This is a genomic window from Streptomyces sp. NPDC102406, assembly GCF_044765725.1.
Classification (GTDB): domain Bacteria; phylum Actinomycetota; class Actinomycetes; order Streptomycetales; family Streptomycetaceae; genus Streptomyces.
In genome coordinates this window covers 172806-197264 of record NZ_JBIWKP010000012.1, presented here as the reverse complement: position 1 = coordinate 197264, position 24459 = coordinate 172806, and the positions used below count along the sequence as shown (strand labels likewise).

Genomic DNA, 24459 nt, shown 5'->3' with positions numbered 1-24459 from the left:
ACGCCCGGTTACATTCCGAACCCGGAAGCTAAGCCTCACAGCGCCGATGGTACTGCAGGGGGGACCCTGTGGGAGAGTAGGACGCCGCCGAACTATTATTGAGAGGACCTTTGGTCCCGGCACACATGCTGGGACCAAAGGTCCTTTTTGTATTTCCAGAGCTCTTCTCGAAGCGCGCCGGCTCCTCGGCTGCGCGAGAATGACTTGCGGTACCGAAGACAGGAGTCACACCGATGTCCCCCAACTCTCCCGACGAGCGACCGGAGCGCGACCAGCGCCGCCGGGACAGTGGTGACCGAGGCGGCTACCGCAGCGGTGGCGCTCCGCGCCGCGACCGAGGCGACGACCGTCCGCAGGGCGACCGCGACCGCGGCCCGCGCCGCGACGGCGACCGCCCGCCGTTCCGTCGGGACGACCGGCGCGATGACCGCGGTGGCGACAACCGTGGTGGTGGCTTCCGTGGTCGCGACGACAACCGTGGTGGTGGCGGGTTCCGTGGGCGGGATGACCGTCCCTCCTACGGTGGCGGCGACCGTGACCGTGGGCCGCGACGCGACGACAACCGGCCTTCCTTCGGTGGCGGTGACCGTGACCGGGATCGTGGGCCGCGCCGTGACAGCGACCGTCCCCCGTTCCGTCGGGACGACCGACGTGACGACCGCGGCGGCGACAACCGTGCTGGCGGCGGCTTCCGCGGCCGTGACGACAATCGCGGCGGCGACAACCGTGGTGGTGGCGGGTTCCGTGGGCGGGATGACCGTCCCTCCTACGGTGGCGGCGACCGGGATCGCGGGCCGCGCCGTGACAGCGACCGTCCTCCGTTCCGTCGGGACGACCGGCGCGATGACCGCGGTGGCGACCGCAGGGACGACAACCGTGGCGGCGGCTTCCGTGGACGCGAGGACAACCGTCCCTCCTACGGTGACCGCGACCGGGATCGTGGGCCGCGCCGTGACAGCGACCGCCCCCCCTTCCGTCGGGATGACCGACGCGATGACCGTCGGGACGACCGTGGCGGCGACAACCGCGGCGGCGGCTTCCGTCGCGACGACAACCGGCGTGATGACAACCGTGGTGGTGGCGGGTTCCGTGGGCGGGATGACCGTCCCTCCTACGGTGGCGGCGACCGCGACCGTGGGCCGCGCCGCGACGACAACCGGCCCTCCTACGGTGGCGGTGACCGTGACCGGGATCGTGGGCCGCGCCGTGACAGCGACCGTCCCCCCTTCCGTCGGGACGACCGACGTGACGACCGTCGGGACGACCGCGGTGGCGACAACCGTGGCGGCGGCGGCTTCCGCGGCCGTGATGACAGCCGTGGTGGCGACAACCGCGGCGGCGGCGGGTTCCGTGGCCGCGACGACCGGGGTGGGCGGCCCGGCGGTGGTGGCTACCGGGGCCGTGACGACCGGCGGGACGACCGCCGTGATGACCGGCGCGGTGGCGGGCGTTACCGGGACGAGCGGGAGCGGGACCGGGAGCCGATCAAGCGGCTGCCGATCCCCGAGGACGTTTCCGGCTACGAGCTCGACAAGGACGTACAGCAGGAGCTTCAGTCCCTGCCGAAGGGGCTCGCGGAGGACGTCGCCAAGAACCTGGTGATGGTCGCCCGGCTGATCGACGAGGACCCCGAGGGCGCGTACGGGTACGCGAAGGTCGCGTTGCGGCTCGCGTCCCGTGTGGCCGCTGTCCGTGAGGCCGCCGGGTTCGCCGCCTACGCGAGCCAGAACTACAGCGAGGCCCTCGCCGAGTTCCGGGCCGCGCGGCGCATGACCGGGCACGCGGAGCTGTGGCCCGTGATGGCCGACTGCGAGCGCGGGCTCGGGCGGCCGGAGAAGGCGCTCGACATGGCCGGAGCTCCCGAGGTGCAGAAGCTCGACAAGGCGGGGCAGGTCGAGATGCGGCTCGTCGCCGCCGGGGCGCGGCGCGACATGGATCAACTGGACGCCGCCATCGTCACGCTCCAGAGCCCCGAGCTGGCCTCGAACTCCGTACAGCCGTGGACCGCGCGGCTCCGGTACGCGTACGCCGACGCGCTGCTGGCCGCAGGGCGGGAGGACGAGGCTCGCGAGTGGTTCGCCAAGGCCGTGGAGTCCGACAAGGACGGCACCACGGACGCGTCGGACCGGCTGGCCGAGCTGGACGGCGTCGAGTTCGTGGACGCCTTCGACGAGGACGACGACAGCGACGGTGCCGACGACAAGGGCGCTGACGAGAAGTAGACGGCGCGTGGTGTGAGACGGCGGGCGGGCTCCCTCAGGGGCCCGCCCGCCGGTCGTTCGTCGTCAGTCGTTCGTGAGGGTGCGCAGGACCAGGCCCGTGGCGGGCTTCGGGCCGAACGACGTCGACTTGCGGGGCATCGTCACGCCCTGGCGGGCCAGCTCGCGGACGACTTCTTCGCGGACCGGGTGCATGAGGACCGCCGTGCCGCCGTCGCTCCGGGCCTTCTCGACCGTCGCCTCCGTGTCATGGATGTAGGTGACGTCCGTGGGGGAGTCCTCGGGGATGCCCCAGATGTGGGCGAGGAGCGTGGAGTGCAGGACCGTCGCGTCCAGGGTGCGCCACATCTGCGGGCGGTCCGCCGGGATCGTCCGGTCCAGGAGGTCCGGGTCCGGGCGGTCCAGGAGGTGGTACGTGTCGTCGGCGCCGGTGAGCAGGAACGCGTTGCCGTGCCGCGCCGCTTCGGCCAGGGCGTCCATCGCCTCGGGAAGCGGGCCCGCGACCTCCCGTACGCGGAAGGACGGGGTGGCCGCCGTCAGGGCCTGCTCGATCGGCAGGCGGTTCAGGAGCCGGTGGATGGCACGGACGCGCAGCGGGTAGCGGGCCGTGTCGACGAGGAGGACCAGACCTCGGTCCCAGGGCGTGGGCGAGGGGTGTTCGGCGCGCAGCCGCAGGTAGGTCGCCCAGCGGTGGTGGCCGTCGGCGATCAGGGCCTGATGGCGGGCGAGGTCGTCGTGGACCGTGCGGACGTCCGCCGGGTCCGTGACGGACCACAGGCGATGGCTGTAACCGTCCTCGGTGGTCGTGGACAGGAGCGGAGCACGGCCGGCCGTCCGCTCGACGACGGAGGCCGCGGTGGCGCCCGTGGCGTCGCCGTCGCTCCGGTAGGTCAGCAGGAGCGGTTCGAAGTTCGCCGCCGTGGTGCGCATCAGGCCCGCGCGGTCCTCCACCACGTGCGGCATGACGTCCTCGTGCGGCAGCACCACGCCCTCCGAGGCGTCGGACAGGCGCAGCGCGCCGATGAGGCCGCGCTGGAGCAGCTCGCCGTTGCGCTGCTCGTACACGTAGAGGGCCGGTTCGGCGTCGGGGGCGAGGACGCCCTCGGCGAGCCAGCGACGCAGGGTCGTGGCCGCTTGGTCGTTGCGCGACTGCGGGGAACCCGAGGGGCCGGTCTGCGGGAGGATGAGGCGGACGATGTTGTGCGGGTCCGCGCTCTCCAGGTGCAGCAGGCCGTCCGGGCGGACGACGACGTCGTACGGGGGCGAGGTGACGGCGGCGAGACTGCCGATGCGCTCGGGGACGTAGCGCACCCCTCGGAAGGGGCGCAGATCCAGGCCGTCACCTGCAGTGTTCATCCGTGCATCGTACGAGTGCCGGTGGCGTGGGGGATGATCGGGGGAGTGGGATCCGAGGAAGGGCGATACAGAATGAGCCAGAGTGCGAGCGGTGCGGCCGGCAGCGGGCCGAGGACGCGGCCGGGGAGCAGCGCGCGGGCGTTGAGCGAGGCGTACGACACCGCGCTGCTCGACCTGGACGGGGTCGTCTACGCGGGCGGGGAGGCCATCGCGCACGCCGTCGAGTCCCTGGCCGACGCGCGCGCGGCGGGCATGGCGCTCGCCTACGTCACCAACAACGCGCTGCGCACGCCCGACGCTGTCGCCGAGCACCTGGGGGAGCTCGGGATCCCGACCGGGGCCGGTGATGTCATCACGTCGGCGCAGGCCGTCGCGCGGCTCATCAGCGACCAGGTGCCCGAGGGGGCGCGTGTGCTGGTGATCGGCGGGGAAGGGCTGCGGGTCGCGCTGCGGGAGCGGGGCCTTGTGCCGGTCGACTCGGCCGATGACGAGCCGGTCGCCGTCGCGCAGGGGTACGGCGGGCCGGACATGGCCTGGGGGCGGTTCGCCGAGGCGTGCTACGCCATCGCCAAGGGCGTGCCGTGGTTCGCGTCCAACACCGACCTGACGATTCCGACCGGACGCGGTATCGCGCCGGGTAACGGGGCGGCGGTGGAGGTCGTCCGGATCGCGACCGGGGCCGAGCCGCAGGTCGCGGGGAAGCCGTTGCCGCCGATGCACCGGGAGACCATCCTGCGCACCGGGGCCAGGTCGCCGCTGGTCGTGGGGGACCGCCTGGACACCGACATCGAGGGCGCGTTCAACGGGGAGGTCGACAGCCTGCTGGTGCTGACCGGTGTCGCGGACGGGGTGCAGCTCCTGGCGGCGCCGCCGCGGCACCGGCCGACGTACGTGGACCTGGATCTGCGCGGGGTGCTGACCGGGCAGCCCGAGGTGGTCGAGGAAGGGGGCGCGTTCCGGTGCGGCGGATGGGCCGCGTCGGCGGGGGACGAGCGGTTGGACCTGGAGGGGGACGGCGACGCGATCGACGGGCTGCGGGCCCTGTGTGCCGCCGCCTGGACCGCCGCCGGTGACGGGACGTGCGAGCTGGACGCGGCGAAGGCGCTGGCGCGGCTGGATCTGTAGTCGGGGGGCAGTGGTATCGGCGCGCGGGGGTTTACCGCGGCTGCGGGGCGGTATGCGCGATGCCGGGCGCGGCGCAGCGGGATGTAGCCGATTTGGAGGATAGGCTAACCTAACCTCGTGTTGGTCGACAGCCCCCCAGAATCGCGCGCGGACACCGCTCCCGCGCCCCCAGGCCGCCGTGCGGTGCTGCGCACGGCCGGGCTTCTCGCCTCGGTCGTCGTGCTGCTCGCCGTCCTCGTGGCGAGCATCGCCGTCGGTGCCAAACCGCTTGCGCTGGATCAGGTCTGGCACGGGCTGTTCCACGACACCGGTACCTACGCGGACATCGTCGTCGGGGAGCGCGTCTCGCGGACGTTGCTCGGTCTGCTGGCCGGACTCGCGCTCGGCCTCGCCGGTGCCGTCCTGCAGGCGCTGACCCGCAACCCGCTGGCCGACCCCGGCATCCTCGGCATCAACATGGGGGCCTCCGCCGCCGTCGTGACCGCCATCAGCTTCTTCGGGGTGACCTCGTTCAGCGGCTACGTGTGGTTCGCCTTCTTCGGGGCCGCCGCCGTCGGTGTCCTCGTCTACGTGCTCGGCGGCACCCGCAGTGCGACGCCGGTGCGCCTCGCGCTCGCCGGTACCGCGATCACCGCGGCCCTGTCCGGCTACCTCTACGCGGTGATGATCAGCGATGACGTGGCGCTCAACCGCATGCGGTTCTGGCAGGTCGGCTCGCTGGCCAGCGCCAAGACGGACACCATCCAGCAGGTGCTGCCGTTCATCGCCGTCGGCGCCGTGCTCGCCCTCGGCCTCGCCCGGCCGCTCAACGCGATGGCCATGGGCGACGACACGGCCCGCGCCCTCGGCGCGCACCTGGGCAGGACCCGCGCGCTGAGCATGGCCGCCGCGACCCTGCTGTGCGGCGCCGCCACCGCGGCCTGCGGGCCGATCGTCTTCGTCGGCCTGATGGTGCCGCACATCGTGCGCTCCTTCACCGGGCCCGACATGCGCTGGATCCTCCCGTACGCGGCGGTCCTCTCGCCCGTCCTGCTGCTCGGCGCCGACGTCGTCGGGCGGCTCGTGGCCCGCCCCGCCGAGCTCCAGGTCGGCATCGTCACCGCCGTCATCGGCGCGCCGGTCTTCATCCTTCTCGTACGACGCCGGAGGTTGGCCCAACTGTGAAGGCGATACGCACCCCGGGCGGGCTCTCCGTACGGCTGGATGTCCGCGCGGCCGTCGTCGTGGCCGTCCTCGTCGTGGCTGTGCTCGCCGCCAGTGTCGTACTGATCGGCACCGGCGACTTCCCGATCCCGGCCCTGGACGTGCTGCGCACCCTGGCGGGCCACGGCGACGCCGGGCAGGAGTTCATCATCAACGACCTGCGGCTCCCGCGGGTCCTCGTCGGCCTCCTGGTCGGCGGCGCGCTCGGCCTGTCCGGCGCCCTCTTCCAGTCCATCTCGCGCAACCCGCTCGGCAGCCCCGACGTGCTGGGTCTCGGCCAGGGCTCCACCGCGGGCGCCCTCGTGATGATCGTGATCTTCGGCGGCAGCGCCGTGCAGGTCGCGCTCGGCGCGCTCGTCGGCGGACTCGTCACCGGCCTCGTGATCTACGTCCTCGCGTGGAAGCGGGGCGTGCACGGCTACCGGCTCGTCCTCGTCGGCATCGGCGTCTCCGCGTTCGTCACCGCCGTCAACGGCTATCTGCTGACCAAGGCCGACTTCGTGGACGCCGCCCGTGCCACCGTGTGGATGACCGGGTCCCTCAACGGCCGCGGCTGGGAGCAGGTGTGGCCGCTGCTGATCCTGTTCGCCGTGCTGGCCCCGGTCGTCGCCGTGTTCGGGCGTCCGCTGCGCATGCTGGAGATGGGCGACGACGCGGCCGGCGCGCTCGGCATCCGCGTCGAGCGCACCCGGCTGCTGCTGCTCACCGCCTCGGTCTTCCTGACCGCCGCCGCGACCGCCGCCGCGGGACCCGTCGTCTTCGTCGCGCTGACCGCCCCGCAGATCGTCCGGCGCCTGACCAAGTCGCCGGGACCCAACCTGATGGCCTCCACCTGGATGGGCGCGGCGCTGCTGATCGTCGCCGACCTGGCGTCGCAGCGGACGTTCGGCGCGGACCAGCTCCCCGTCGGCGTGGTGACCGGCGTCGTGGGCGGCGCCTACCTGCTGTGGCTCCTGGTCACCGAGCGCAAGGCGGGCCGGATATGAGCGACCGGCCCCACACCTCCCAGGCGGACCAGCCGCACCAGAACCGAAGGAGCACCGCAGTGAACAGGCTGATAGCCGACGACGTGACCCTCGGGTACGACCAGCGCGTCATCGCCGAGAAGCTGTCCGTGGAGATCCCCGACCACTCCTTCACGGTGATCGTCGGCCCCAACGCCTGCGGCAAGTCCACGCTGCTGCGCGCCCTGTCGCGGATGCTCAAGCCGAGCGCGGGCCGCGTCCTGCTCGACGGCAACGCCATCCAGTCGATGCCCGCGAAGAAGGTCGCCAAGACGCTCGGCCTGCTGCCGCAGTCCTCCGTGGCGCCCGACGGCATCACGGTCGGCGACCTCGTCGCCCGCGGCCGCTACCCGCACCAGGGCCTGCTGCGCCAGTGGTCGCCGCAGGACGAGCAGGTCGTACGGGAGTCCATGGAGTCCACCGGCGTCGCCGAACTCGCCGACCGCTACGTCGACGAGCTCTCCGGCGGTCAGCGCCAGCGCGTATGGATCGCCATGGCGCTCGCCCAGCAGACACCGCTGCTGCTGCTCGACGAACCGACGACCTACCTCGACATCCAGCACCAGATCGACGTCCTCGACCTCTGCGCCGAGCTGCACGAGGAACAGGGGCGCACCCTCGTCGCCGTCCTGCACGACCTCAACCACGCCGCCCGGTACGCGACCCACCTCATCGCCCTGCGCGGCGGCGAGGTGATCGCCGAGGGTGCCCCGAAGGACATCGTCACCGCCGACCTCGTCGAGCGTCTCTTCGGGATGAAGTGCCAGGTCATCGACGACCCGGAGACCGGGACGCCGCTGGTCGTGCCGGCCGCGCGCAAGGCGCGGCAGCAGGCCCACCCGAAGGCGCCGGCCGTGGCTAGAGCAGCGTCCTGAGGCGCAGCAGGTCGCGGAAGGAGGCTTCGAGCCGCACCCGGCCCGAGGCCCACGCCTTCGCGAAGTGGAGGCGGCCGTCCACCAGCGCCACCAGGTCGTCGCCCGTCAGGGAGAGGCGGATCTGCGCCTTCTCGGCGGGCGGCCCCTGGCGGGTGTCGAGCACCTGGATCCGGCCGTCTCTGAGACGGCCGGAGAACGTCACGTCCAGGTCGGTGATGCGACAGCTCAGCGAGCGGTCGAGCGCGGCGGCGGCCCGGACGTCGCCGTCCGCGCCCGCCATGCTGTCCGAGAGTCTGTCGAGCGCCGCCCGGCACTCCTGCGTCGTCGCCATCGTGATCGACGGTACACCGGGCTTCCGGGGTAGCGTCGTGGCATGAGTGAGACTCCCGCCGAAGCGGAGGCACCGCCTCCCGGCGCACCGTCGTACGAGCCCGCGGCCCCCGCCCCCCTCGGCGTCGACCGCACCCCCACCGGCAACGACGAGGTGGACGCGCAGCTCGGGCGGCTCGGTGACGTCGACCACCTCGCGGCGGACGGACACGTCGAGGTGTACGAGGATGTACACCAGGGGCTGCGCGCCGCGCTGACCGCGCTGGACGCGAGGCCCCAGCCTTCATCGACGTACGAGCACAGGAGCTGAACCGACCGTGGCAGGTGTGGCACGTCGCCGCCTCGACGCCGAACTCGTCAACCGCAAGCTGGCCCGCTCGCGCGAGCAGGCCAGCCAACTGATCGCCGCGGGGCGGGTGAGCGTGGCCAAGATCGTCGCGACGAAGCCCGCGACGCAGGTGGACACGGGTGTGTCGATCGTCGTCGCGCCGGACGACAGCGATCCCGACTACGTCTCGCGCGGCGGGCACAAGCTCGCGGGCGCGCTGGCCGCGTTCGGGCCGCAGGGGCTCGTGGTGAAGGGGCGTCGGGCCCTGGACGCCGGGGCGTCGACCGGCGGGTTCACCGACGTCCTGCTGCGGGCCGGGGTCGCGCACGTCGTCGCCGTCGATGTCGGGTACGGGCAGCTCGCCTGGTCCCTGCAGAGCGACGAGCGTGTCACCGTCAAGGACCGTACGAACGTCCGCGAACTGACGTTGGACGCGATCGACGGGGTGCAGGTGGACGTGGTGGTCGGGGATCTCTCCTTCATCCCGCTGGGCCTCGTACTGCCCGCCCTGGCGCGGTGCGCCGCGCCGGACGCGGACCTCGTGCTGATGGTCAAGCCGCAGTTCGAGGTCGGCAAGGAGCGGCTCGGCACCGGGGGCGTCGTGCGCAGCCCCGCACTGCGGGCGGAGGCCGTGCGCGGGGTCGCCGCCCAGGCGTACGCGCTCGGGCTCGGCGTGCGGGGCGTCACCGCTAGCCCCCTGCCGGGACCTTCCGGCAATGTCGAGTACTTTCTGTGGCTGCGTGCCGGGGCGCCCGAACTGGACCCGGCCGACGTCGACCGTGCAGTGGCGGAGGGGCCGCGTTGACACAGACCCGAGCTCGTACTGTTTTCCTTCTCGCGCACACCGGGCGGCCCGCGGCCATCCGCAGCGCCGAACTCGTCGTCCAGGGGCTGCTGCGCAACGGCCTGGGCGTACGGGTCCTGGCGTCGGAGGCGGCCGATCTGCCGCTGCCGCCCTCCGTGGACCTCGTCAAGGAGGCCACCCCGGCCTGCCTCGACGGGTGCGAGCTGCTCATCGTCCTCGGCGGTGACGGGACGCTGCTGCGCGGCGCCGAGTTCGCCCGGGCGTCCGGGGTGCCGATGCTCGGCGTGAACCTGGGGCGCGTCGGATTCCTCGCGGAGGCCGAGCGCGACGACCTGGACCAGGTCGTCGAGCGGGTCGTCTCCAAGGAGTACGAGGTCGAGGAGCGCATGACGATCGACGTCGTCGTGCACCGCAACGGCGACGTCGTGCACCGCGACTGGGCGCTGAACGAGGCAGCCGTGCAGAAGACCGAGCCCGAGCGGATGCTGGAGGTCGTCCTGGAGATCGACGGCCGGCCCGTCACCGGGTTCGGCTGCGACGGGATCGTGTGCGCGACACCGACCGGATCGACGGCGTACGCCTTCTCCGCGGGCGGGCCCGTGGTGTGGCCGGAGGTCGAGGCGTTGCTGATGGTGCCGATCAGCGCGCACGCCCTGTTCGCGAAGCCGCTGGTCACGTCGCCGAACTCGGTGCTGGCCGTCGAGGTGCAGCAGCACACCCCGCACGGTGTGCTGTGGTGCGACGGGCGGCGGACCGTCGAGCTGCCCGCCGGGGCGCGGGTGGAGGTGCGGCGCGGGGCGGTGCCGGTGCGGCTCGCGCGGCTGCACCACGCGGTCTTCACCGACCGCCTGGTGGCCAAGTTCGCGCTGCCGGTGGCCGGGTGGCGCGGGGCACCCCACTAGGCGACCCCGACCTGTGGCCCCGACCCCCTTTCGGGGTACTGGGGTGGGGCCCGTCGCACAGGTGGCCCCCGACCTCGTAAGGTCGTGTCCGTGTTGGAGGAGATGCGGATACGGTCGCTCGGAGTCATCGACGACGCGGTGGTCGAGCTGTCACCCGGCTTCACGGCGGTGACCGGCGAGACCGGCGCGGGCAAGACGATGGTCGTCACCAGCCTCGGGCTGCTGCTCGGTGGGCGGGCCGACGCCGCGCTCGTGCGGATCGGCGCGAAGAACGCCGTGGTGGAGGGGCGCCTGACCGCGCCCGCCGGTTCGGCCGCGCTCGCGCGCGCCGAGGAGGCCGGGGCCGAGCTGGACGACGGGGTGCTGCTCGTCAGCCGTACCGTGTCGGCCGAGGGACGCTCGCGGGCGCACCTGGGCGGACGGTCCGTGCCGGTGGGTGTCCTCGCCGAACTCGCCGACGAACTGGTCGCCGTGCACGGCCAGACCGACCAGCAGGGCCTGTTGAAGCTCGGCCGGCAGCGGCAGGCGCTCGACCGGTACGCCGGGGACGCCGTCGCGGTGCCGCTCGCCAAGTACACGGCCGTCTACAAGCGGCTGAAGGCCGTCAGCGCCGAGCTCGACGAGATCACCACGCGCGCCCGGGAGCGGGCGCAGGAGGCGGATCTGCTGCGGTTCGGGCTCGACGAGATCGCCGCCGTCGAACCACGCGCGGGGGAGGACGTGGAGCTGGCGGAGGAGGCGTCACGGCTCGGGCACGCGGAGGCGCTCGCCTCGGCCGCCGCCGCCGCGCACGCCGCCCTCGCCGGGAACCCCGAGGACCCGGAGGGCGTCGACGCCACGACCCTGGTGGGCGGCGCGAGCCGGGCCCTCGACGCCGTACGCTCCCACGACCCGGCCCTGGCCGTGCTCGCCGAGCGGATCGGCGAGGTGCAGATCCTGCTCACCGACGTCGCCGCCGAACTCGCCGGGTACGCCGACGACCTGGACGCCGACCCGCTGCGGCTGTCGGCCGTCGAGGAGCGGCGGGCCGCGCTCACCCAGCTCACCCGCAAGTACGGCGAGGACGGGGCGGGCACGGCGGGTGTCCTCGCCTGGGCCGAGGCGAGCGCCGCGCGCCTCCTCGAACTCGACGGGGACGACGAGCGGATCGACGAGCTGGCCGCCGAACGCGAGACGCTGCGCGGCGAACTCGGCGCGCTGGCCCAGGAGTTGACCCACGCCCGCACCGAGGCCGCTTCGCGGTTCGCGGCAGCCGTCACCGCGGAACTGGCCTCGCTGGCCATGCCGCACGCCCGGGTCTCCTTCGACATCCGGCAGAGCGAGACCGGCGCCGGGGACGGCGTCGAGGTCGACGGCAGGACCGTGGTGTGCGGGCCCAGCGGTGTCGACGAGGTCGAGCTGCTGCTCGCGCCGCACCCCGGGGCGCCGCCCCGCCCCATCGCCAAGGGTGCCTCCGGCGGTGAGCTGTCCCGGGTGATGCTCGCGGTCGAGGTCGTCTTCGCGGGCACCGACCCCGTGCCCACCTACCTCTTCGACGAGGTCGACGCCGGTGTCGGCGGCAAGGCGGCCGTCGAGATCGGCCGCCGCCTCGCCAAGCTCGCCAAGTCCGCGCAGGTCGTGGTCGTCACGCATCTGCCGCAGGTCGCGGCCTTCGCCGACCGGCAGCTCCTGGTGGAGAAGACGAACGACGGAACGGTGACGCGCTCCGGCGTCACCGTGCTCGAAGGCGAGGACCGCGTACGCGAGTTGTCCCGGATGCTCGCGGGCCAGGAGGACTCGGAGACGGCGCGGGCGCACGCGGAGGAACTCCTCGAAGCGGCCAGGGCCGACGCATAGGTGGTCCTTCCCGGGACGGACGGGTTCTAGGGTGACCGCATGATCGACGTCACCCGCACCCTGCGCTCCGCCGCCCTCGCCGCGGGCGTCACCCATGCCGCCCGCACCGCCCTGCGCCGTACGAAGCCGGGCGGCGCGCGGGTGTGGGAGCGAGAGAACCACGCGGGGCGTCCCGTCGATCTGTGCGCGGGGCCCGCCGTCACGCTCGGTGTCGCGGCGGGCGCGCTCGCCGTGGAACCGGAGACGCGGACGGCGGCCCTCGTCGCCACGCTCGCGGCCGGGGCCTGCGGCGCGTACGACGACGTGGCCGGGGCGGGCGACGCGCGGCGCGGTTTCCGCGCACATCTCGGGGCGCTGCGCGACGGCGAACTCACCAGTGGCGCCGTCAAGTTGTTCGGCATCTCGGCGGCCGGGCTCGTCGCGGGCGCGCTGCTGAAGGAGCGCCCCGTCGACAAGGCGCTCGCCGGTGTCGTCGTCGCGGGCACCGCGCACCTCCTCAACCTCGTGGACGTACGCCCCGGACGCGCCGCCTCGGCCGCCCTCGCGCTGGGCTCCGTCGGCCTGCTGCGCGGGTCCCTCGCGGGCGCGCCGATGGGCGCCGCCGCGGTCGTGCTCCCCGACGACCTCGCGGAGCGCGGCATGCTCGGCGACGCCGGGGCGCACGCCCTGGGCGCCGCGCTCGGCGTGGCGATCGTCGCGGGCAACGGGAGGGCCGGGCTCGCCGCGCACGCCGCCGGTCTCGTGGCGGTCGCCGCGTGCGGGCGGCGCGTGAGCGCGTGGGCCGGGAACGACATGCGGCACGGCGACTGGACGTAAGGTGCGGGGCAGGACGTGAGGCACGCCGGAGGCTCACCCGTGCGGGTGATCCGGTGCGCCGGGTTGCCCGAGGCCGCCCGGTGGGGGACCGTGGCCCGTGCCGGAACGTCCGTACCGACTGGCATCCTTGGCCTGGACCACCCCGACCGACGGCCCACCCGAACCGACCCACTCAGGAGCCCCGCCGCGTGAGCCACGTGAGCAGCTACTCAGCGCACGGACAGTCGCCGCTGCGCACCGTGCAGGTCCTGGGTGGCGGCAGTGCGGGCAGCGGCGTCCACGTCCGCTCGCTCGCCGCGGGACTGGTCGCCCGCGGGGTGCGCGTCACGGTGTGCGCGCCCTCCGCGGCCGAGCGCGCGTACGGCTTCGGTGACGTCGGCGCCCTCCACCTCGCGGTGCCGCGCCGCAGCGACCCCGGGTCCGTCGCCGCGCTCCGCGTCGCCTGCGCCGACGCCGACCTGGTGCACGCGCACGGGCTGCACGCCGCGCTGCGCGCCTCCCTCGCGCTCCACGGCCGCCCGACCCCCCTCGTCGTCACCTGGCACACCCGCTCGCACGCGGAAGGGGCCCGCGCCCACCTCCAGCGGATCCTGGAGCGGCGGGTGGCCAGGGCCGCGTCCGTGGTCCTCGGCACCTCCTCCGACCTGGTCGACCGGGCCAGGGCGCGCGGCGCCCGTGACGCCCGGCTCGCCGCGGTCTCCTTCCCGCCGCGCCGCGGCGAGCCCGTCGACGACGACGCCGAGCGCGCCCGCCACAAGACGCGGGCCGAACTCGGCGCAGTGGACCGCCCGTTGCTGATGTCGGTGGGCAGCCTGGAACGCCACCGGGGGTACGGCATACTGCTCGACGCCGCCCACGCCTGGCTCGACCTCGACCCCGCGCCGCTGCTCGTCATCGCCGGTGAGGGGCCCGAACGGGCCGCGCTGCAACGGCGTATCGAGGCCGAGGGGCTCTCCGTGCGGCTGGTGGGCAGGCGCGACGACATCGCCGAGCTGCTGCCCGCCGCCGATGTCGCGCTGCTGCCCAGCAGTTGGGAGTCGCGCTCGCTGCTCGCGCAGGAGGCGCTGTACGCGCGCGTGCCGCTCGTGGCGACCTCGGTCGGCGGTATCCCCGAACTGGTGGGGGACGCCGCCGAGTTGGTGCCGTACGGCGACGCTCCCGCGCTCGCCCGGGCCGTCGAGCGGCTGCTGTCCGACCCCGGGCATCGCGCGCGCCTAGTGGACCGGGGCAGCGCGCAGGCCGCGTCCTGGCCGACCGAGGACGCCACCGTCGCCCAAGTCCTCAGCGTGTACGACGAGTTGACCGGGGCGTTCTAGAACCGTCCGGCCTACGGCACGTGACGACGGGCCCGCAGCGCCAGGCTCAGCGCGAGCACCGTCTGCGGATCGTCCAGGTCGGTACCGAGCAACTCCCCGATCCGCGCGAGGCGGTTGTAGAGGGTCTGCCGGTTCAGATGCAGTTCGCGCGCCGTCTCCGCCTTGCGGCCCGCGTGCGCGAGATAGACCTGGAGCGTCGGCAGCAGGGGCGGCTTCGCCCGCCTGTCATGGTCCTGGAGCGGGCCGATCGCCCGCTCCACGAACGCCGCGAGCGCCGCTTCGTCGTGGCGGTGCAGCCGCCAGAGCAGCAGATCGATGTCCAGGCGCCGCGCGTCGTACCACGCCCTGCTCTCCAGGCCCTGCGCCGCCGTCGCCGTCTCCGCCGCGTGCCGGAGCCCGGCCGCCGCCGCGGCCCAGCCGCCCGCGCCGCCCACCACCACGACCGGCGGCTGGGTGCCGGCCCGCCGCATCCCCGCCCGCTCCACCCCGGCCCGCAGCGCCGCAGCGACCCGCTCCGCGACCGCCGCGCGCTCCGACTCCGCGCGCAGGCCGAGCAGCAGCGGCACCCGCCCCTCGACGGGTCGTACGCCCAGCAGGACCGGCACGCCGACCGACGCCAGCTCCTCGGCGACGGCCCGCGCGAGCACCGCCCAGCCGCCGCCGGGGGAGATGCCGACCGCCCCGGCCGACGCCTCGGGCAACCGCATCACCACCGGCAGCAACGGCCCCTGGCCGACCGGTTTGAAGCCGAGGACCCGGGCCTGCGCCGGGGCGTCCTCCGGCGTGATCCGGCCCTCCGCGAGATCGGTGAGGAAGTCGCCGCGCCCGCGCGCCGCCAGTTCCTCCTCCTGCCGGGCCTGCATCAGCACCACGGCCAGTGACCCGGCGGCCCGCTCGGCCGCGATCCGGTGCACCGGCGCGAGCGGCGCCGACACCGGCAGCAGCACGAGCCGCGCCCGCACCGAACCGGCGCCGGGACCCCCGCCCGGCACATCCACGAAGACCGCCCCGCCCGGCGGCTCGTCCTTGTGGGTGGCGCGCATGCCCTCCCACACCTGGAGCGGATCGGCGGCGTCGGCGGCCACCCCGGCCGCGTACAGGAGCTGTCCGTCGACGGTCTCCAGGAAGACCGGGTTGCCGCTGAACTCGGCGAGGATACGCAGCACTTGGGGGACGCCGCCGCCGTCGAGGAGGGCGTCGGTGCAGCGCCGGTGCACTTCCTCGGCGCGCCGGAGCAGCGCGTAGTGGCCGTTGACGATCTCGGTGTGGATCTCCTCGGTGACCGTCACGAACGGCACCTCGCGATGGAGTTGCACCAGCGGCAGGCCCGCCGTCCGCGCCGTCTCCACGAGCGCCGCGGGCAGCCGCGCGAACCGCTGCCCCAGCTCGATCACCAGCGCCGCGATGCCCCGGTCGGCCAGCTTGCGCACGAAGGCCCGCTGCTCGGCGGGCCGGGTCCCGATGCCGTACCCCGTGCTCAGCAGCAGCTCACCGCCCTTGAGCAGCGACGCGATGTTCGGCACCTCACCGGCGTGCACCCAGCGCACCGTCCGCCCCAGCCGCTCGGCGCCCGCCACCACCTCGGGCAGGCCGCTGCGCAGCCCCGGCAGCTCCAGGGCACGCCGCACGGTGATGCCGCCCGGAGCGTTCTGCGAGGTGAGGGAGGTGTCCATGGAGCGGACGGTACCGGCGCGCCCGCCCCGTGGACAGCTCGGGGTCAGCCGCTGTAGGCGCCCGAGGAGGTCAGCCGCAGTGCCGTGTCGATCAGGGGCACGTGGCTGAACGCCTGCGGGAAGTTGCCCACCTGACGCTGGAGGTGCGGGTCCCACTCCTCGGCGAGGAGCCCCAGGTCGTTGCGGAGGGCGAGCAGCTTCTCGAAGAGCTTGCGGGCCTCGTCGACCCGGCCGATCATCGCGAGGTCGTCCGCCATCCAGAATGAGCAGGCGAGGAACGCGCCCTCGTCACCGGGCAGCCCGTCCAGACCGGCGCTGTCGCCGTCGGTCGGGTACCGCAGGATGAATCCGTCCGGCGTCGACAGCTCCCGCTGGATGGCCTCGATCGTGCCGATGACGCGCTTGTCGTCCGGCGGCAGGAAGCCCATCTGCGGGATCAGCAGGAGCGAGGCGTCCAGCTCCTTGCTGCCGTACGACTGCGTGAACGTGTTGCGCTCCGCGTCGTAGCCGCGCTCGCACACGTCCCGGTGGATGTCGTCGCGCAGCTCGCGCCACCGCTCCAGCGGCCCGTCCGCCTCGCCCGACTCCAGCAGCTTGATGGTCCGGTCGACCGCGACCCACGCCATCACCTTGGAGTGCACGAAGTGGCGGCGCGGACCGCGCACCTCCCAGATGCCCTCGTCCGGCTCGTCCCAGTGCTTCTCCAGGTACTGGATGAGCTTGAGCTGGAGCAGCGACGCGTAGTCGTTGCGGGCGAGGCCCGTCATGTGCGCCAGGTGCAGGGCCTCGGTGACCTCGCCGTACACGTCGAGCTGGAGCTGGTGGGCCGCCCCGTTGCCGACGCGCACGGGCCCCGAGTTCTCGTAGCCGGGGAGCCAGTCGAGCTCGGCCTCACCGAGCTCGCGCTCGCCCGCGATGCCGTACATGATCTGGAGGTTCTCCGGGTCACCGGCGACGGCGCGCAGCAGCCACTCGCGCCAGGCGCGGGCCTCCTCGCGGTAGCCGGTGCGCAGGAGCGACGACAGCGTGATCGCCGCGTCCCGCAGCCAGGTGTACCGGTAGTCCCAGTTGCGGACGCCGCCGATCTCCTCGGGGAGCGAGGTGGTGGGCGCGGCGACGATGCCGCCGGTCGGCGCGTACGTCAGCGCCTTCAACGTGATGAGGGAGCGGACCACGGCCTCGCGGTACGGACCGTGGTACGTACAGTGCTCGACCCACTCGCGCCAGAAGTCCTGCGTCGCCGTGAGGGCGCCCTGCGGATCCGGCACCGGCGGCTGGTCCTTGTGCGAGGGCTGCCACTGGATGGTGAACGCGACCTTGTCGCCGGGCCCCACCGTGAAGTCCGAGTACGTCGTCAGGTCCTTGCCGTACGTCTCCGTCTCCGCGTCCAGCCACACGGAGTCGGGACCGGCCACCGCGACCGTACGCCCGTCGACCTTGTGCACCCACGGGGTGATGCGCCCGTACGAGAACCGCATCCGCAGCGCCGAACGCATCTGGACGCGCCCGGTGACCCCCTCGACGATGCGGGTGAGCTGGGGAGCTCCGTCACGGGGCGGCATGAAGTCGGTGACGCGGACCGTGCCGCGCGGGGTGTCCCACTCGGACCGGAGGATCAGCGAGTCCCCGACGTAGCCGCGGCGGGTCGCCGTCGGCGGCTGGGCGTCGGCCGCGTACGCGGGGCCGAGGCGCCAGAAGCCGTGATCCTCGGTGCCGAGCAAGCCGGCGAAAATGGCATGCGAGTCGAAGCGGGGCAGGCACAGCCAGTCCACTGTGCCGTCCCGGCAGACCAGGGCAGCGGTCTGCATGTCTCCGATAAGTGCGTAATCCTCGATGCGCCCGGCCACGTGCGTCTCCAGTCGAACGGCCACGTACGCCCCCGTACCGCGACAGCGTGTCGAGGGGCGATCGCTATGCGGTTTCAGCGGTATGCGGTCAACGGTCTAGATCAATCAACTGTCAACGGTCAACGTTCAACAGTCAAAAAAGGGTCAACGGATCGTCTTGATACGTCGTCGGGGTACGTCGATGTCAAACGGACGGACGAGCCGGTGGTACCGGCGGGGGGACGGGCGGGGTGGTGCCGTTGTGATGCCGTTTTCCGGTGTGACCCGACACCGACTGTCCGAGCAGGATACGTCGCGCCCAAGCCATCTGCTCGCTGCTCCCGGCAACGCGCCTGGGCCGAACGGGTGACCACCTGGTGACGGTCTCGTGCACCTGTGGTGACGCGTGCGCGGAGCGTGGCCGGAAGCACCCTGCTCCCGTCGCTGATACCCTGGTAGCCCGTGAGCCGGTGGTCCCAGAACCCCCGAACCGCAGCGACGGCGCCTCCCCCCGAAAGCCCGGAGAGCACGCCGGTACGCACCCTCCAGACCGCGACCACGGGAGCCCCCTCTTGGCCATGCAGCCGAAATCCTCGACGACCAAGCACATCTTCGTCACCGGGGGTGTCGCCTCCTCCCTCGGGAAGGGGCTGACCGCCTCCAGCCTCGGCATGCTGCTCAAGGCGCGTGGCCTCCGGGTCGTCATGCAGAAGCTCGACCCGTACCTCAACGTCGACCCGGGCACGATGAACCCCTTCCAGCACGGTGAGGTGTTCGTCACCAACGACGGCGCGGAGACCGACCTGGACATCGGACACTACGAGCGCTTCCTCGACCGTGACTTGGACGGCAGCGCCAATGTCACTACAGGCCAGGTGTACTCGCAGGTCATCGCCAAGGAGCGGCGCGGCGAGTACCTGGGCGACACCGTCCAGGTCATCCCGCACATCACCAACGAGATCAAGCACCGCATCCGCCGCATGGCGACCGAAGAGGTCGACGTCGTCATCACCGAGGTCGGCGGCACGGTCGGCGACATCGAGTCGCTGCCGTTCCTGGAGACCGTCCGCCAGGTCCGCCACGAGGTCGGCCGGGACAACGTGTTCGTGGTCCACATCTCGCTGCTGCCCTACATCGGCCCCTCCGGTGAGCTGAAGACCAAGCCCACCCAGCACTCGGTGGCCGCCCTGCGCAACATCGGCATCCAGCCGGACGCGATCGTGCTGCGCTGCGACCGCGAGGTGCCGGTCGCCATCAAGCGCAAGATCAGCCTGATGTGCGACGTCGACGAGGACGCCGTCGTGGCCTGCCCCGACGCCCGCTCGATCTACGACATCCCGAAGACGGTGCACGGCGAGGGCCTGGACGCGTACGTCGTCCGCAAGCTGGACCTGCCCTTCCGTGACGTCGACTGGACGACCTGGGACGACCTGCTCGACCGTGTCCACAACCCCGACCACGAGATCGTCATGGCGCTGGTCGGCAAGTACATCGACCTGCCCGACGCCTATCTGTCGGTGACCGAGGCGCTGCGCGCCGGCGGCTTCGCCAACAAGGCCCGCGTCAAGATCAAGTGGGTCACGTCCGACGACTGCAAGACCCCGGCCGGCGCCGCGAAGCAGCTCGGCGACGTCGACGCGATCTGCATTCCCGGCGGCTTCGGCGAGCGCGGTGTGTCCGGCAAGGTCGGCGCCATCCGGTTCGCCCGCGAGAACAAGGTGCCGCTGCTCGGGCTCTGCCTGGGCCTGCAGTGCATCGTCATCGAGGCCGCGCGCAACCTGGCCGACGTGCCGGACGCGAACTCCACCGAGTTCGACCCCGCCACGGCCCACCCGGTCATCGCCACGATGGCCGAGCAGCTCGACATCGTCGCCGGTGAGGGCGACATGGGCGGCACCATGCGGCTCGGCATGTACCCGGCCAAGCTCGCCGAGGGCTCCCTGGTGCGCGAGGTGTACGACGGCAAGGAGTACGTCGAGGAGCGGCACCGTCACCGCTACGAGGTGAACAACGCCTACCGCTCCGAGCTGGAGAAGAAGGCCGGTCTCCAGTTCTCCGGACTCTCCCCGGACGGCAAGCTCGTCGAGTACGTCGAGTACCCGCGCGAGGTCCACCCCTACCTGGTCGCCACCCAGGCCCACCCGGAGCTGCGTTCCCGCCCGACGCGTCCGCACCCGCTCTTCGCCGGTCTGGTGAAGGCCGCCGTCGAGCGCAAGGTCGCCGCCGCCGCGGGTCCGACGGGGGCCAAGAAGGCCAAGTAAGGCCTGTCGCACGAGCGATGTACGGTTACCGGGGTGCGTGCCTTATGCGGCACGTGCCCCGGTTTCTTTTGTGTGTGGGAGGACGTGTCGACATGACGACGATCAAGGACACCGCCGAGCAGTGGGAGGTCCGCGCCACCGCGACCCCCTTCGTCGGGAACAAGACCTCTGTGCGCACGGACGACGTCGTCATGCCCGACGGGTCGGTCGCCCGCCGCGACTACCAGGTCCACCCCGGCTCCGTGGCCGTCCTCGCCCTCGACGACGAGAACCGCGTCCTCGTCCTGAAGCAGTACCGGCACCCCGTGGGCATGAAGCTCTGGGAGATCCCGGCCGGACTCCTCGACGTGCCCGGCGAGAACCCCTTGCACGCCGCACAGCGCGAGCTCTACGAGGAGGCGCACGTCAAGGCCGAGGACTGGCGCGTGCTCACCGATGTCTACACCACCCCGGGCGGCTGCTCCGAGGCCGTCCGCATCTTCCTCGCGCGTGACCTCTCCGAGGCGCAGGGCGACCGCTTCGCGGTGGAGGACGAGGAGGCCGACATGGAGCTGGCGCGGGTGCCGCTCACGGACCTCGTCCGGGGCGTGCTCGCGGGCGACCTGCACAACAACTGCCTCGTGGTCGGCGTGCTCTCGCTCACCGCGGCGCTCGCGGGCGACGGGATCGAGTCGCTGCGCCCGGCCGAGGCGCAGTGGCCCGCGCGGCCTTTCGAGGCCTGAGAGCCTGTCCTCGACCCGCACGCGCGCCGGGCCCCACCCGGACACCGCCGATACGACCATCCGCTGATCCGATCAGGGGACTCCGGCGCGCCGCCCGCCCAGGGCACCCGCACCCCCTGAACTAGGCTCGGAATCGCCCCTGCCGACCCCCGGAGGGGATGGGTGAGACGGAGCGTGGCCCGTGACGGATCAGGCGGTCGAATCGGATGACGAGACGGAGGCCGAGCCGACCTCCGAGCCGTCCCGCGCAGGGCGCCGAAACCACCGGACCCCAGGCGTGACGGGTCGTCAGTTCCTGGGTCGGAGCCGGGAGTTGAAAGAGCTCCGGTCCGACATCGAGCGCGCCGGGCTCGATACCCTCTCCGGCCGCAAGGCCCCCCGCGCCCGGGTCCTGCTGATCGCCGGCCGCCCCGGCACCGGCCGCACCGCCCTCGCCGAGGAACTCCTCGCCCAGGTCGCCGACCGCTATCCGGACGGCGCGCTCCGCGCACGGCTCACCGCCCCCGACGGCACCCCGGTGCCGACCGAGCGGGTCGCCCGTGACCTGCTCGACGCGCTCGGGCTGCCGGCGCCCGCGGGCGAGTCGGCCGACGCCCTGAGCGAACGCCTGCGCGAGGGACTCGCCCCGCGCCGGGTCGTGCTGCTGCTCGACGACGCGGGCGACGCCGAACACGTCGACCCGCTCCTCCCCGACACCCCGGACTGCCTGGTCGTGGCCGTCGCCGAGGGGCCGCTCACCGGCATCCCGGACGTACGGCCCTGCACGCTCGGCGGGCTCGACACCAAATCCGCCCTGGAGTTCCTGACCCGGCACACCGGATCCGTCCGGATCACCTGCGACCCGCGCTCCGCCGAGTCCCTGATCGAACTGTGCGGCGCCGAACCCGCGGCCCTGGAGATCGCCGGCGGCTGGCTCGCCCGGCGCCCCAAGGAGTCCGTGGCCGACCTGGCGAGGCAGTTGCACGCCGCGGACGACGCCGGCGAAGGACCCGCCCTCGCCCGGGTCTTCCGGCACTCCTACGCCTCCCTGCCGGGACCCGCCGCGCGGATACTGCGCTATCTGTCGCTCGCGCCCGAGGGCTATGTCGACCCGCACACCGCGTCCGCGCTCGCCGGCTGCTCCGTCTCCGCCGCCCACACCACGCTCGACGACTTCGTCACCCTCGGCCTCGTCCGCGCCGTCGGCTCACGGCTGCCCCAGTACGAGGTGCCCGGCTGCCTGGTGCCGCTGCTGCGCGGGCTCACCGAGACCGTCGACCGGCCGGCCGAGGTGCAGTTGGCCCGCGCCCGGATGCTGGAGCGCACCGTGCGGCTGCTCACCTCCTGCCGCGCGGTCACCGAGCCCGACGGCACCCCGGCCCGCAAGAAGCTCGCGGGACTGCCCGCCGCCCTGCGGTTCACGGACCCGGCGGCGGCAGCGGAGTGGCTGCGCGTCCGGCAGCCCGCGCTGCTCGCCGCGGCCCGGCTGGCCGTGGCGGACGGGGAGCTGGACACGCTGGCCAGACGGTTGATGGCCGCCCTGGCGCGGGCCCTGATCGCGCACCGGGGCACCGCGGCGGCGGCGCCCGAGCTGTACGGCATCCACCGGCTGGTTCTCGACGTCGCCGAGCGCCGGAACCTGCCGAGGGAGAAGGCCGCCGCGCTGCTCAACCTCGCCGACCTCGACGCCGAGACCGGACGGACGCGGGCGGCGCTGGCCCGCTACCGGGCCGCGCTCGACGCCGGACGGGCCGCGCAGGACCCGTACGCGACCGCCCGCGCGATGGAATCCGTAGGCGGCGCCCATCAGGAGCTGGGGGACTGGCAGCGGGCCGCCGACTGGTACGGCCGGGCCCTCGCCCAGCGGCTCAGCCGGGGTGAGCGGGCCGACGCCGCGCGTCTCCACGGGCGTATCGCCGTCGCCCACACCTACGCGGGCCGCTACGGCGAGGCGCTGCGGGGCTGGCGCTCGGCCGTCGCCGGGTACCGCAAGGAGGGCGATGTCGCCGCCCAGGCCCGCGCGCTCAGCGAACTGGCCAGGGTCCAGGAGTACGCCGGGCGGCCCGCGGAGTCGCTGCGTACCTGTCAGGAGGCGGTCGAATGGGCGCGGCAGGCCGCCGACCTACGGCTCCAGGCCGCGCTCCAGCTCCGGCTCGCGGACACGCTGGAGCGGCTCGGCGATCCCGTCGCGGCGAAGCTGCACCGGGCCGCGGCCGAGCGCATGCTGGGAGAGGAGGCGGCCGACGGCCGCGACAGGGAGGCACGGGAAGTAAACCCTTCGGAACAAGCCACTAACACCTACGAAATCCGTAGTGCATCCGCAGAAGATTGATGCATCGAAAGGCTAGACAGCTCGAAAACCTTCATTAGACTGGCTCCGCCGCGTACTTCTGTGGCGTCTCCCGGTGTGCCCGTCGGCGCGCAGGTATGTAGTGCATCGCCCGTTAAATCCCCTGAGCCAAGGACCGTGATCGACGATGAAGGTCGGCATCCCCCGCGAGGTCAAGAACAACGAGTTCCGGGTGGCCATCACCCCCGCCGGCGTGCACGAGCTGGTGCGCCACGGTCACCAGGTCTTCGTCGAGCAGAACGCCGGTGTGGGTTCCTCGATCCCGGACGCGGAGTACGTCACCGCGGGCGCGCAGATCCTCGGCACCGCCGACGAGGTGTGGGCCACCGCCGACCTGCTCCTGAAGGTCAAGGAGCCGATCGCGGAGGAGTACCACCGACTCCGCAAGGACCAGACGCTCTTCACCTACCTGCACCTGGCCGCGTCCAGGGAGTGCACCGACGCGCTCCTGGAGTCGGGCACCACCGCCATCGCGTACGAGACGGTCGAGACCGCGAGCCGCCAGCTCCCGCTGCTCGCCCCGATGTCCGAGGTCGCGGGCCGCCTCGCCCCGCAGGTCGGCGCCTACCACCTGATGGCCGCCAACGGCGGCCGTGGCGTGCTGCCCGGCGGTGTCCCCGGCGTCCTGGCCGGCAAGGCCGTCGTCATCGGCGGTGGCGTCTCCGGCTGGAACGCCGCGCAGATCGCGATCGGCATGGGCTTCCACGTGACCCTGCTCGACAAGGACATCAACAAGCTCAAGGAAGCCGACAAGATCTTCGGTACGAAGATCCAGACCGTCGTCTCCAACGCCTTCGAGCTGGAGAAGGCCTGCCTGGAGGCCGACCTCGTCATCGGCGCGGTGCTGATCCCCGGCGCCAAGGCCCCGAAGCTCGTCACCAACGAACTCGTCTCGCGCATGAAGCCGGGAAGTGTCCTTGTCGACATCGCGATCGACCAGGGCGGCTGCTTCGAGGACTCGCACCCGACCACGCACGCCGAGCCGACCTTCCCGGTCCACAACTCGGTCTTCTACTGCGTCGCCAACATGCCCGGCGCCGTGCCCAACACGTCGACCTACGCGCTGACCAATGCCACGCTCCCGTACATCGTGGAACTGGCCAACCGGGGCTGGGTCGAGGCCCTGCGCCGCGACCCCGCGCTCGCCCTGGGCCTCAACACCCATGACGGCAAGGTGGTTTACAAGGAGGTCGCCCAGGCGCACGGCCTGGACCACGTCGAGCTCGACACGCTGCTCGGCTGAGTCCGCCCGGCGGACGACCTGGGACGGCGTCAACAGAAGTCGTCAATCTCACGCTTACGGCCGGACCTTGCCAAGGGTCCGGCCGTAAGCGCATGCGTACGGACTTGGCCAACTCGCCTTGAACGTAACCCTTTAGCCGATTCGCGCCCCCACGAAACACCCCGAAGAACCGTCCCACGCCCTTGACATGAGGGTGTTGATTTGCCGACACATCGAGCCGGGTCCGGCGGATTGTGTTGCTGCAAGGCGGTGACACGCCATAGAGTCGCCAACCGTCGGCATGGTGCCAC

19 protein-coding genes and 1 rRNA gene are annotated in these 24459 nt (G+C 72.8%); 16 read left to right on the top strand and 4 right to left on the bottom strand.

What is annotated here, in order from left to right; all coding sequences use genetic code 11:
• Positions 1 to 93, top strand: a 5S ribosomal RNA gene (gene rrf, locus ACIRF8_RS33260); the annotation flags it as partial.
• A 1400-nt stretch (positions 94 to 1493) separates the two neighbouring features.
• The gene (locus tag ACIRF8_RS33255; RefSeq protein ID WP_404221093.1) at positions 1494 to 2222 is read left to right on the top strand and encodes a hypothetical protein; all 729 of its coding nucleotides are present in this window, start codon (positions 1494 to 1496) and stop codon (positions 2220 to 2222) included.
• 63 nt (positions 2223 to 2285) lie between these two features.
• Here the strand turns inward: ACIRF8_RS33255 and ACIRF8_RS33250 are convergent, their stop codons facing one another.
• Positions 2286 to 3575: a DUF1015 domain-containing protein gene (locus tag ACIRF8_RS33250; protein ID WP_404221075.1), complete on the bottom strand. Its 1290-nt coding sequence runs from the start codon at positions 3573 to 3575 to the stop codon at positions 2286 to 2288.
• A 72-nt stretch (positions 3576 to 3647) separates the two neighbouring features.
• On the opposite strand from ACIRF8_RS33250, the gene ACIRF8_RS33245 reads away from it, so the two are divergent.
• The 4 genes from ACIRF8_RS33245 to ACIRF8_RS33230 all read left to right on the top strand — a co-directional run bounded on the left by ACIRF8_RS33245 (position 3648) and on the right by ACIRF8_RS33230 (position 7782).
• Entirely contained in the window at positions 3648 to 4700 is a 1053-nt protein-coding gene (locus tag ACIRF8_RS33245) for an HAD hydrolase-like protein (protein ID WP_404221073.1), read from the top strand.
• Between the two features lie 117 nt (positions 4701 to 4817).
• Positions 4818 to 5864: a FecCD family ABC transporter permease gene (locus ACIRF8_RS33240; RefSeq protein ID WP_404221070.1), complete on the top strand. Its 1047-nt coding sequence runs from the start codon at positions 4818 to 4820 to the stop codon at positions 5862 to 5864.
• Positions 5861 to 6889, top strand: a complete 1029-nt coding sequence (locus ACIRF8_RS33235) for a FecCD family ABC transporter permease (protein WP_404221068.1) — start codon at positions 5861 to 5863, stop codon at positions 6887 to 6889. Before ACIRF8_RS33240 ends, ACIRF8_RS33235 begins: the two co-directional genes overlap by 4 nt.
• Positions 6886 to 7782 carry an ABC transporter ATP-binding protein gene (locus ACIRF8_RS33230; RefSeq protein ID WP_404221066.1) on the top strand — a complete coding sequence of 299 codons (897 nt, stop codon included), beginning with the start codon at positions 6886 to 6888 and terminating at the stop codon, positions 7780 to 7782. The genes ACIRF8_RS33235 and ACIRF8_RS33230 overlap by 4 nt, the downstream gene beginning before the upstream one ends.
• On the opposite strand, the gene ACIRF8_RS33225 is transcribed toward ACIRF8_RS33230, so the two are convergent.
• Positions 7766 to 8113, bottom strand: a complete 348-nt coding sequence (locus ACIRF8_RS33225) for an SCP2 sterol-binding domain-containing protein (protein WP_404221064.1) — start codon at positions 8111 to 8113, stop codon at positions 7766 to 7768. The two genes, ACIRF8_RS33230 and ACIRF8_RS33225, sit on opposite strands and share 17 nt — an antisense overlap.
• Positions 8114 to 8155: 42 nt before the next feature.
• On the opposite strand from ACIRF8_RS33225, the gene ACIRF8_RS33220 reads away from it, so the two are divergent.
• The 6 genes from ACIRF8_RS33220 (at position 8156) to ACIRF8_RS33195 (ending at position 14115) form a co-directional block, all read left to right on the top strand.
• Complete coding sequence (locus ACIRF8_RS33220) at positions 8156 to 8422, top strand: hypothetical protein (RefSeq protein WP_404221062.1); 267 nt, start codon at positions 8156 to 8158, stop codon at positions 8420 to 8422.
• 7 nt (positions 8423 to 8429) lie between these two features.
• Entirely contained in the window at positions 8430 to 9245 is an 816-nt protein-coding gene (locus ACIRF8_RS33215; protein WP_404221060.1) for a TlyA family RNA methyltransferase, read from the top strand.
• Positions 9242 to 10147 (top strand): NAD kinase, encoded by a 906-nt coding sequence (locus ACIRF8_RS33210; RefSeq protein WP_404221058.1) that lies wholly within the window; start codon positions 9242 to 9244, stop codon positions 10145 to 10147. Before ACIRF8_RS33215 ends, ACIRF8_RS33210 begins: the two co-directional genes overlap by 4 nt.
• A gap of 102 nt (positions 10148 to 10249) precedes the next feature.
• On the top strand, positions 10250 to 11983 hold the full coding sequence (gene recN, locus ACIRF8_RS33205; protein WP_404221091.1) for a DNA repair protein RecN: 1734 nt from the start codon (positions 10250 to 10252) through the stop codon (positions 11981 to 11983).
• A 39-nt stretch (positions 11984 to 12022) separates the two neighbouring features.
• Positions 12023 to 12799: a hypothetical protein gene (locus ACIRF8_RS33200; protein ID WP_404221056.1), complete on the top strand. Its 777-nt coding sequence runs from the start codon at positions 12023 to 12025 to the stop codon at positions 12797 to 12799.
• A gap of 188 nt (positions 12800 to 12987) precedes the next feature.
• On the top strand, positions 12988 to 14115 hold the full coding sequence (locus tag ACIRF8_RS33195; protein WP_404221054.1) for a glycosyltransferase family 4 protein: 1128 nt from the start codon (positions 12988 to 12990) through the stop codon (positions 14113 to 14115).
• Positions 14116 to 14126: 11 nt separating this feature from the next.
• On the opposite strand, the gene ACIRF8_RS33190 is transcribed toward ACIRF8_RS33195, so the two are convergent.
• The gene (locus ACIRF8_RS33190) at positions 14127 to 15788 is read right to left on the bottom strand and encodes a PucR family transcriptional regulator (RefSeq protein ID WP_404221052.1); all 1662 of its coding nucleotides are present in this window, start codon (positions 15786 to 15788) and stop codon (positions 14127 to 14129) included.
• Between the two features lie 44 nt (positions 15789 to 15832).
• Entirely contained in the window at positions 15833 to 17635 is a 1803-nt protein-coding gene (locus ACIRF8_RS33185) for a glycoside hydrolase family 15 protein (RefSeq protein WP_404221089.1), read from the bottom strand.
• A gap of 557 nt (positions 17636 to 18192) precedes the next feature.
• On the opposite strand from ACIRF8_RS33185, the gene ACIRF8_RS33180 reads away from it, so the two are divergent.
• The 4 genes from ACIRF8_RS33180 to ald all read left to right on the top strand — a co-directional run bounded on the left by ACIRF8_RS33180 (position 18193) and on the right by ald (position 24169).
• Positions 18193 to 19875: a CTP synthase gene (locus ACIRF8_RS33180; protein ID WP_404221050.1), complete on the top strand. Its 1683-nt coding sequence runs from the start codon at positions 18193 to 18195 to the stop codon at positions 19873 to 19875.
• A gap of 92 nt (positions 19876 to 19967) precedes the next feature.
• Positions 19968 to 20597 (top strand): NUDIX domain-containing protein, encoded by a 630-nt coding sequence (locus ACIRF8_RS33175; protein WP_404221048.1) that lies wholly within the window; start codon positions 19968 to 19970, stop codon positions 20595 to 20597.
• A gap of 313 nt (positions 20598 to 20910) precedes the next feature.
• The gene (locus ACIRF8_RS33170; RefSeq protein ID WP_404221046.1) at positions 20911 to 22908 is read left to right on the top strand and encodes a tetratricopeptide repeat protein; all 1998 of its coding nucleotides are present in this window, start codon (positions 20911 to 20913) and stop codon (positions 22906 to 22908) included.
• 145 nt (positions 22909 to 23053) lie between these two features.
• A complete protein-coding gene (ald, locus tag ACIRF8_RS33165; RefSeq protein ID WP_404221044.1) occupies positions 23054 to 24169 on the top strand; it encodes an alanine dehydrogenase in 1116 nt (371 codons plus the stop codon).
• Positions 24170 to 24459: the final 290 nt, after the last annotated feature.

Coding starts and splice junctions, on each gene's coding strand:
- ACIRF8_RS33250 (WP_404221075.1), bottom strand. CDS start 3,575: ATGAACACTGCAGGTGACGGCCTGGATCTGCGCCCCTTCCGAGGGGTG.
- ACIRF8_RS33245 (WP_404221073.1), top strand. CDS start 3,648: ATGAGCCAGAGTGCGAGCGGTGCGGCCGGCAGCGGGCCGAGGACGCGG.
- ACIRF8_RS33230 (WP_404221066.1), top strand. CDS start 6,886: ATGAGCGACCGGCCCCACACCTCCCAGGCGGACCAGCCGCACCAGAAC.
- ACIRF8_RS33225 (WP_404221064.1), bottom strand. CDS start 8,113: ATGGCGACGACGCAGGAGTGCCGGGCGGCGCTCGACAGACTCTCGGAC.
- ACIRF8_RS33220 (WP_404221062.1), top strand. CDS start 8,156: ATGAGTGAGACTCCCGCCGAAGCGGAGGCACCGCCTCCCGGCGCACCG.
- recN (WP_404221091.1), top strand. CDS start 10,250: ATGCGGATACGGTCGCTCGGAGTCATCGACGACGCGGTGGTCGAGCTG.
- ACIRF8_RS33200 (WP_404221056.1), top strand. CDS start 12,023: ATGATCGACGTCACCCGCACCCTGCGCTCCGCCGCCCTCGCCGCGGGC.
- ACIRF8_RS33190 (WP_404221052.1), bottom strand. CDS start 15,788: ATGGACACCTCCCTCACCTCGCAGAACGCTCCGGGCGGCATCACCGTG.
- ACIRF8_RS33180 (WP_404221050.1), top strand. CDS start 18,193: ATGCAGCCGAAATCCTCGACGACCAAGCACATCTTCGTCACCGGGGGT.
- ACIRF8_RS33175 (WP_404221048.1), top strand. CDS start 19,968: ATGACGACGATCAAGGACACCGCCGAGCAGTGGGAGGTCCGCGCCACC.
- ald (WP_404221044.1), top strand. CDS start 23,054: ATGAAGGTCGGCATCCCCCGCGAGGTCAAGAACAACGAGTTCCGGGTG.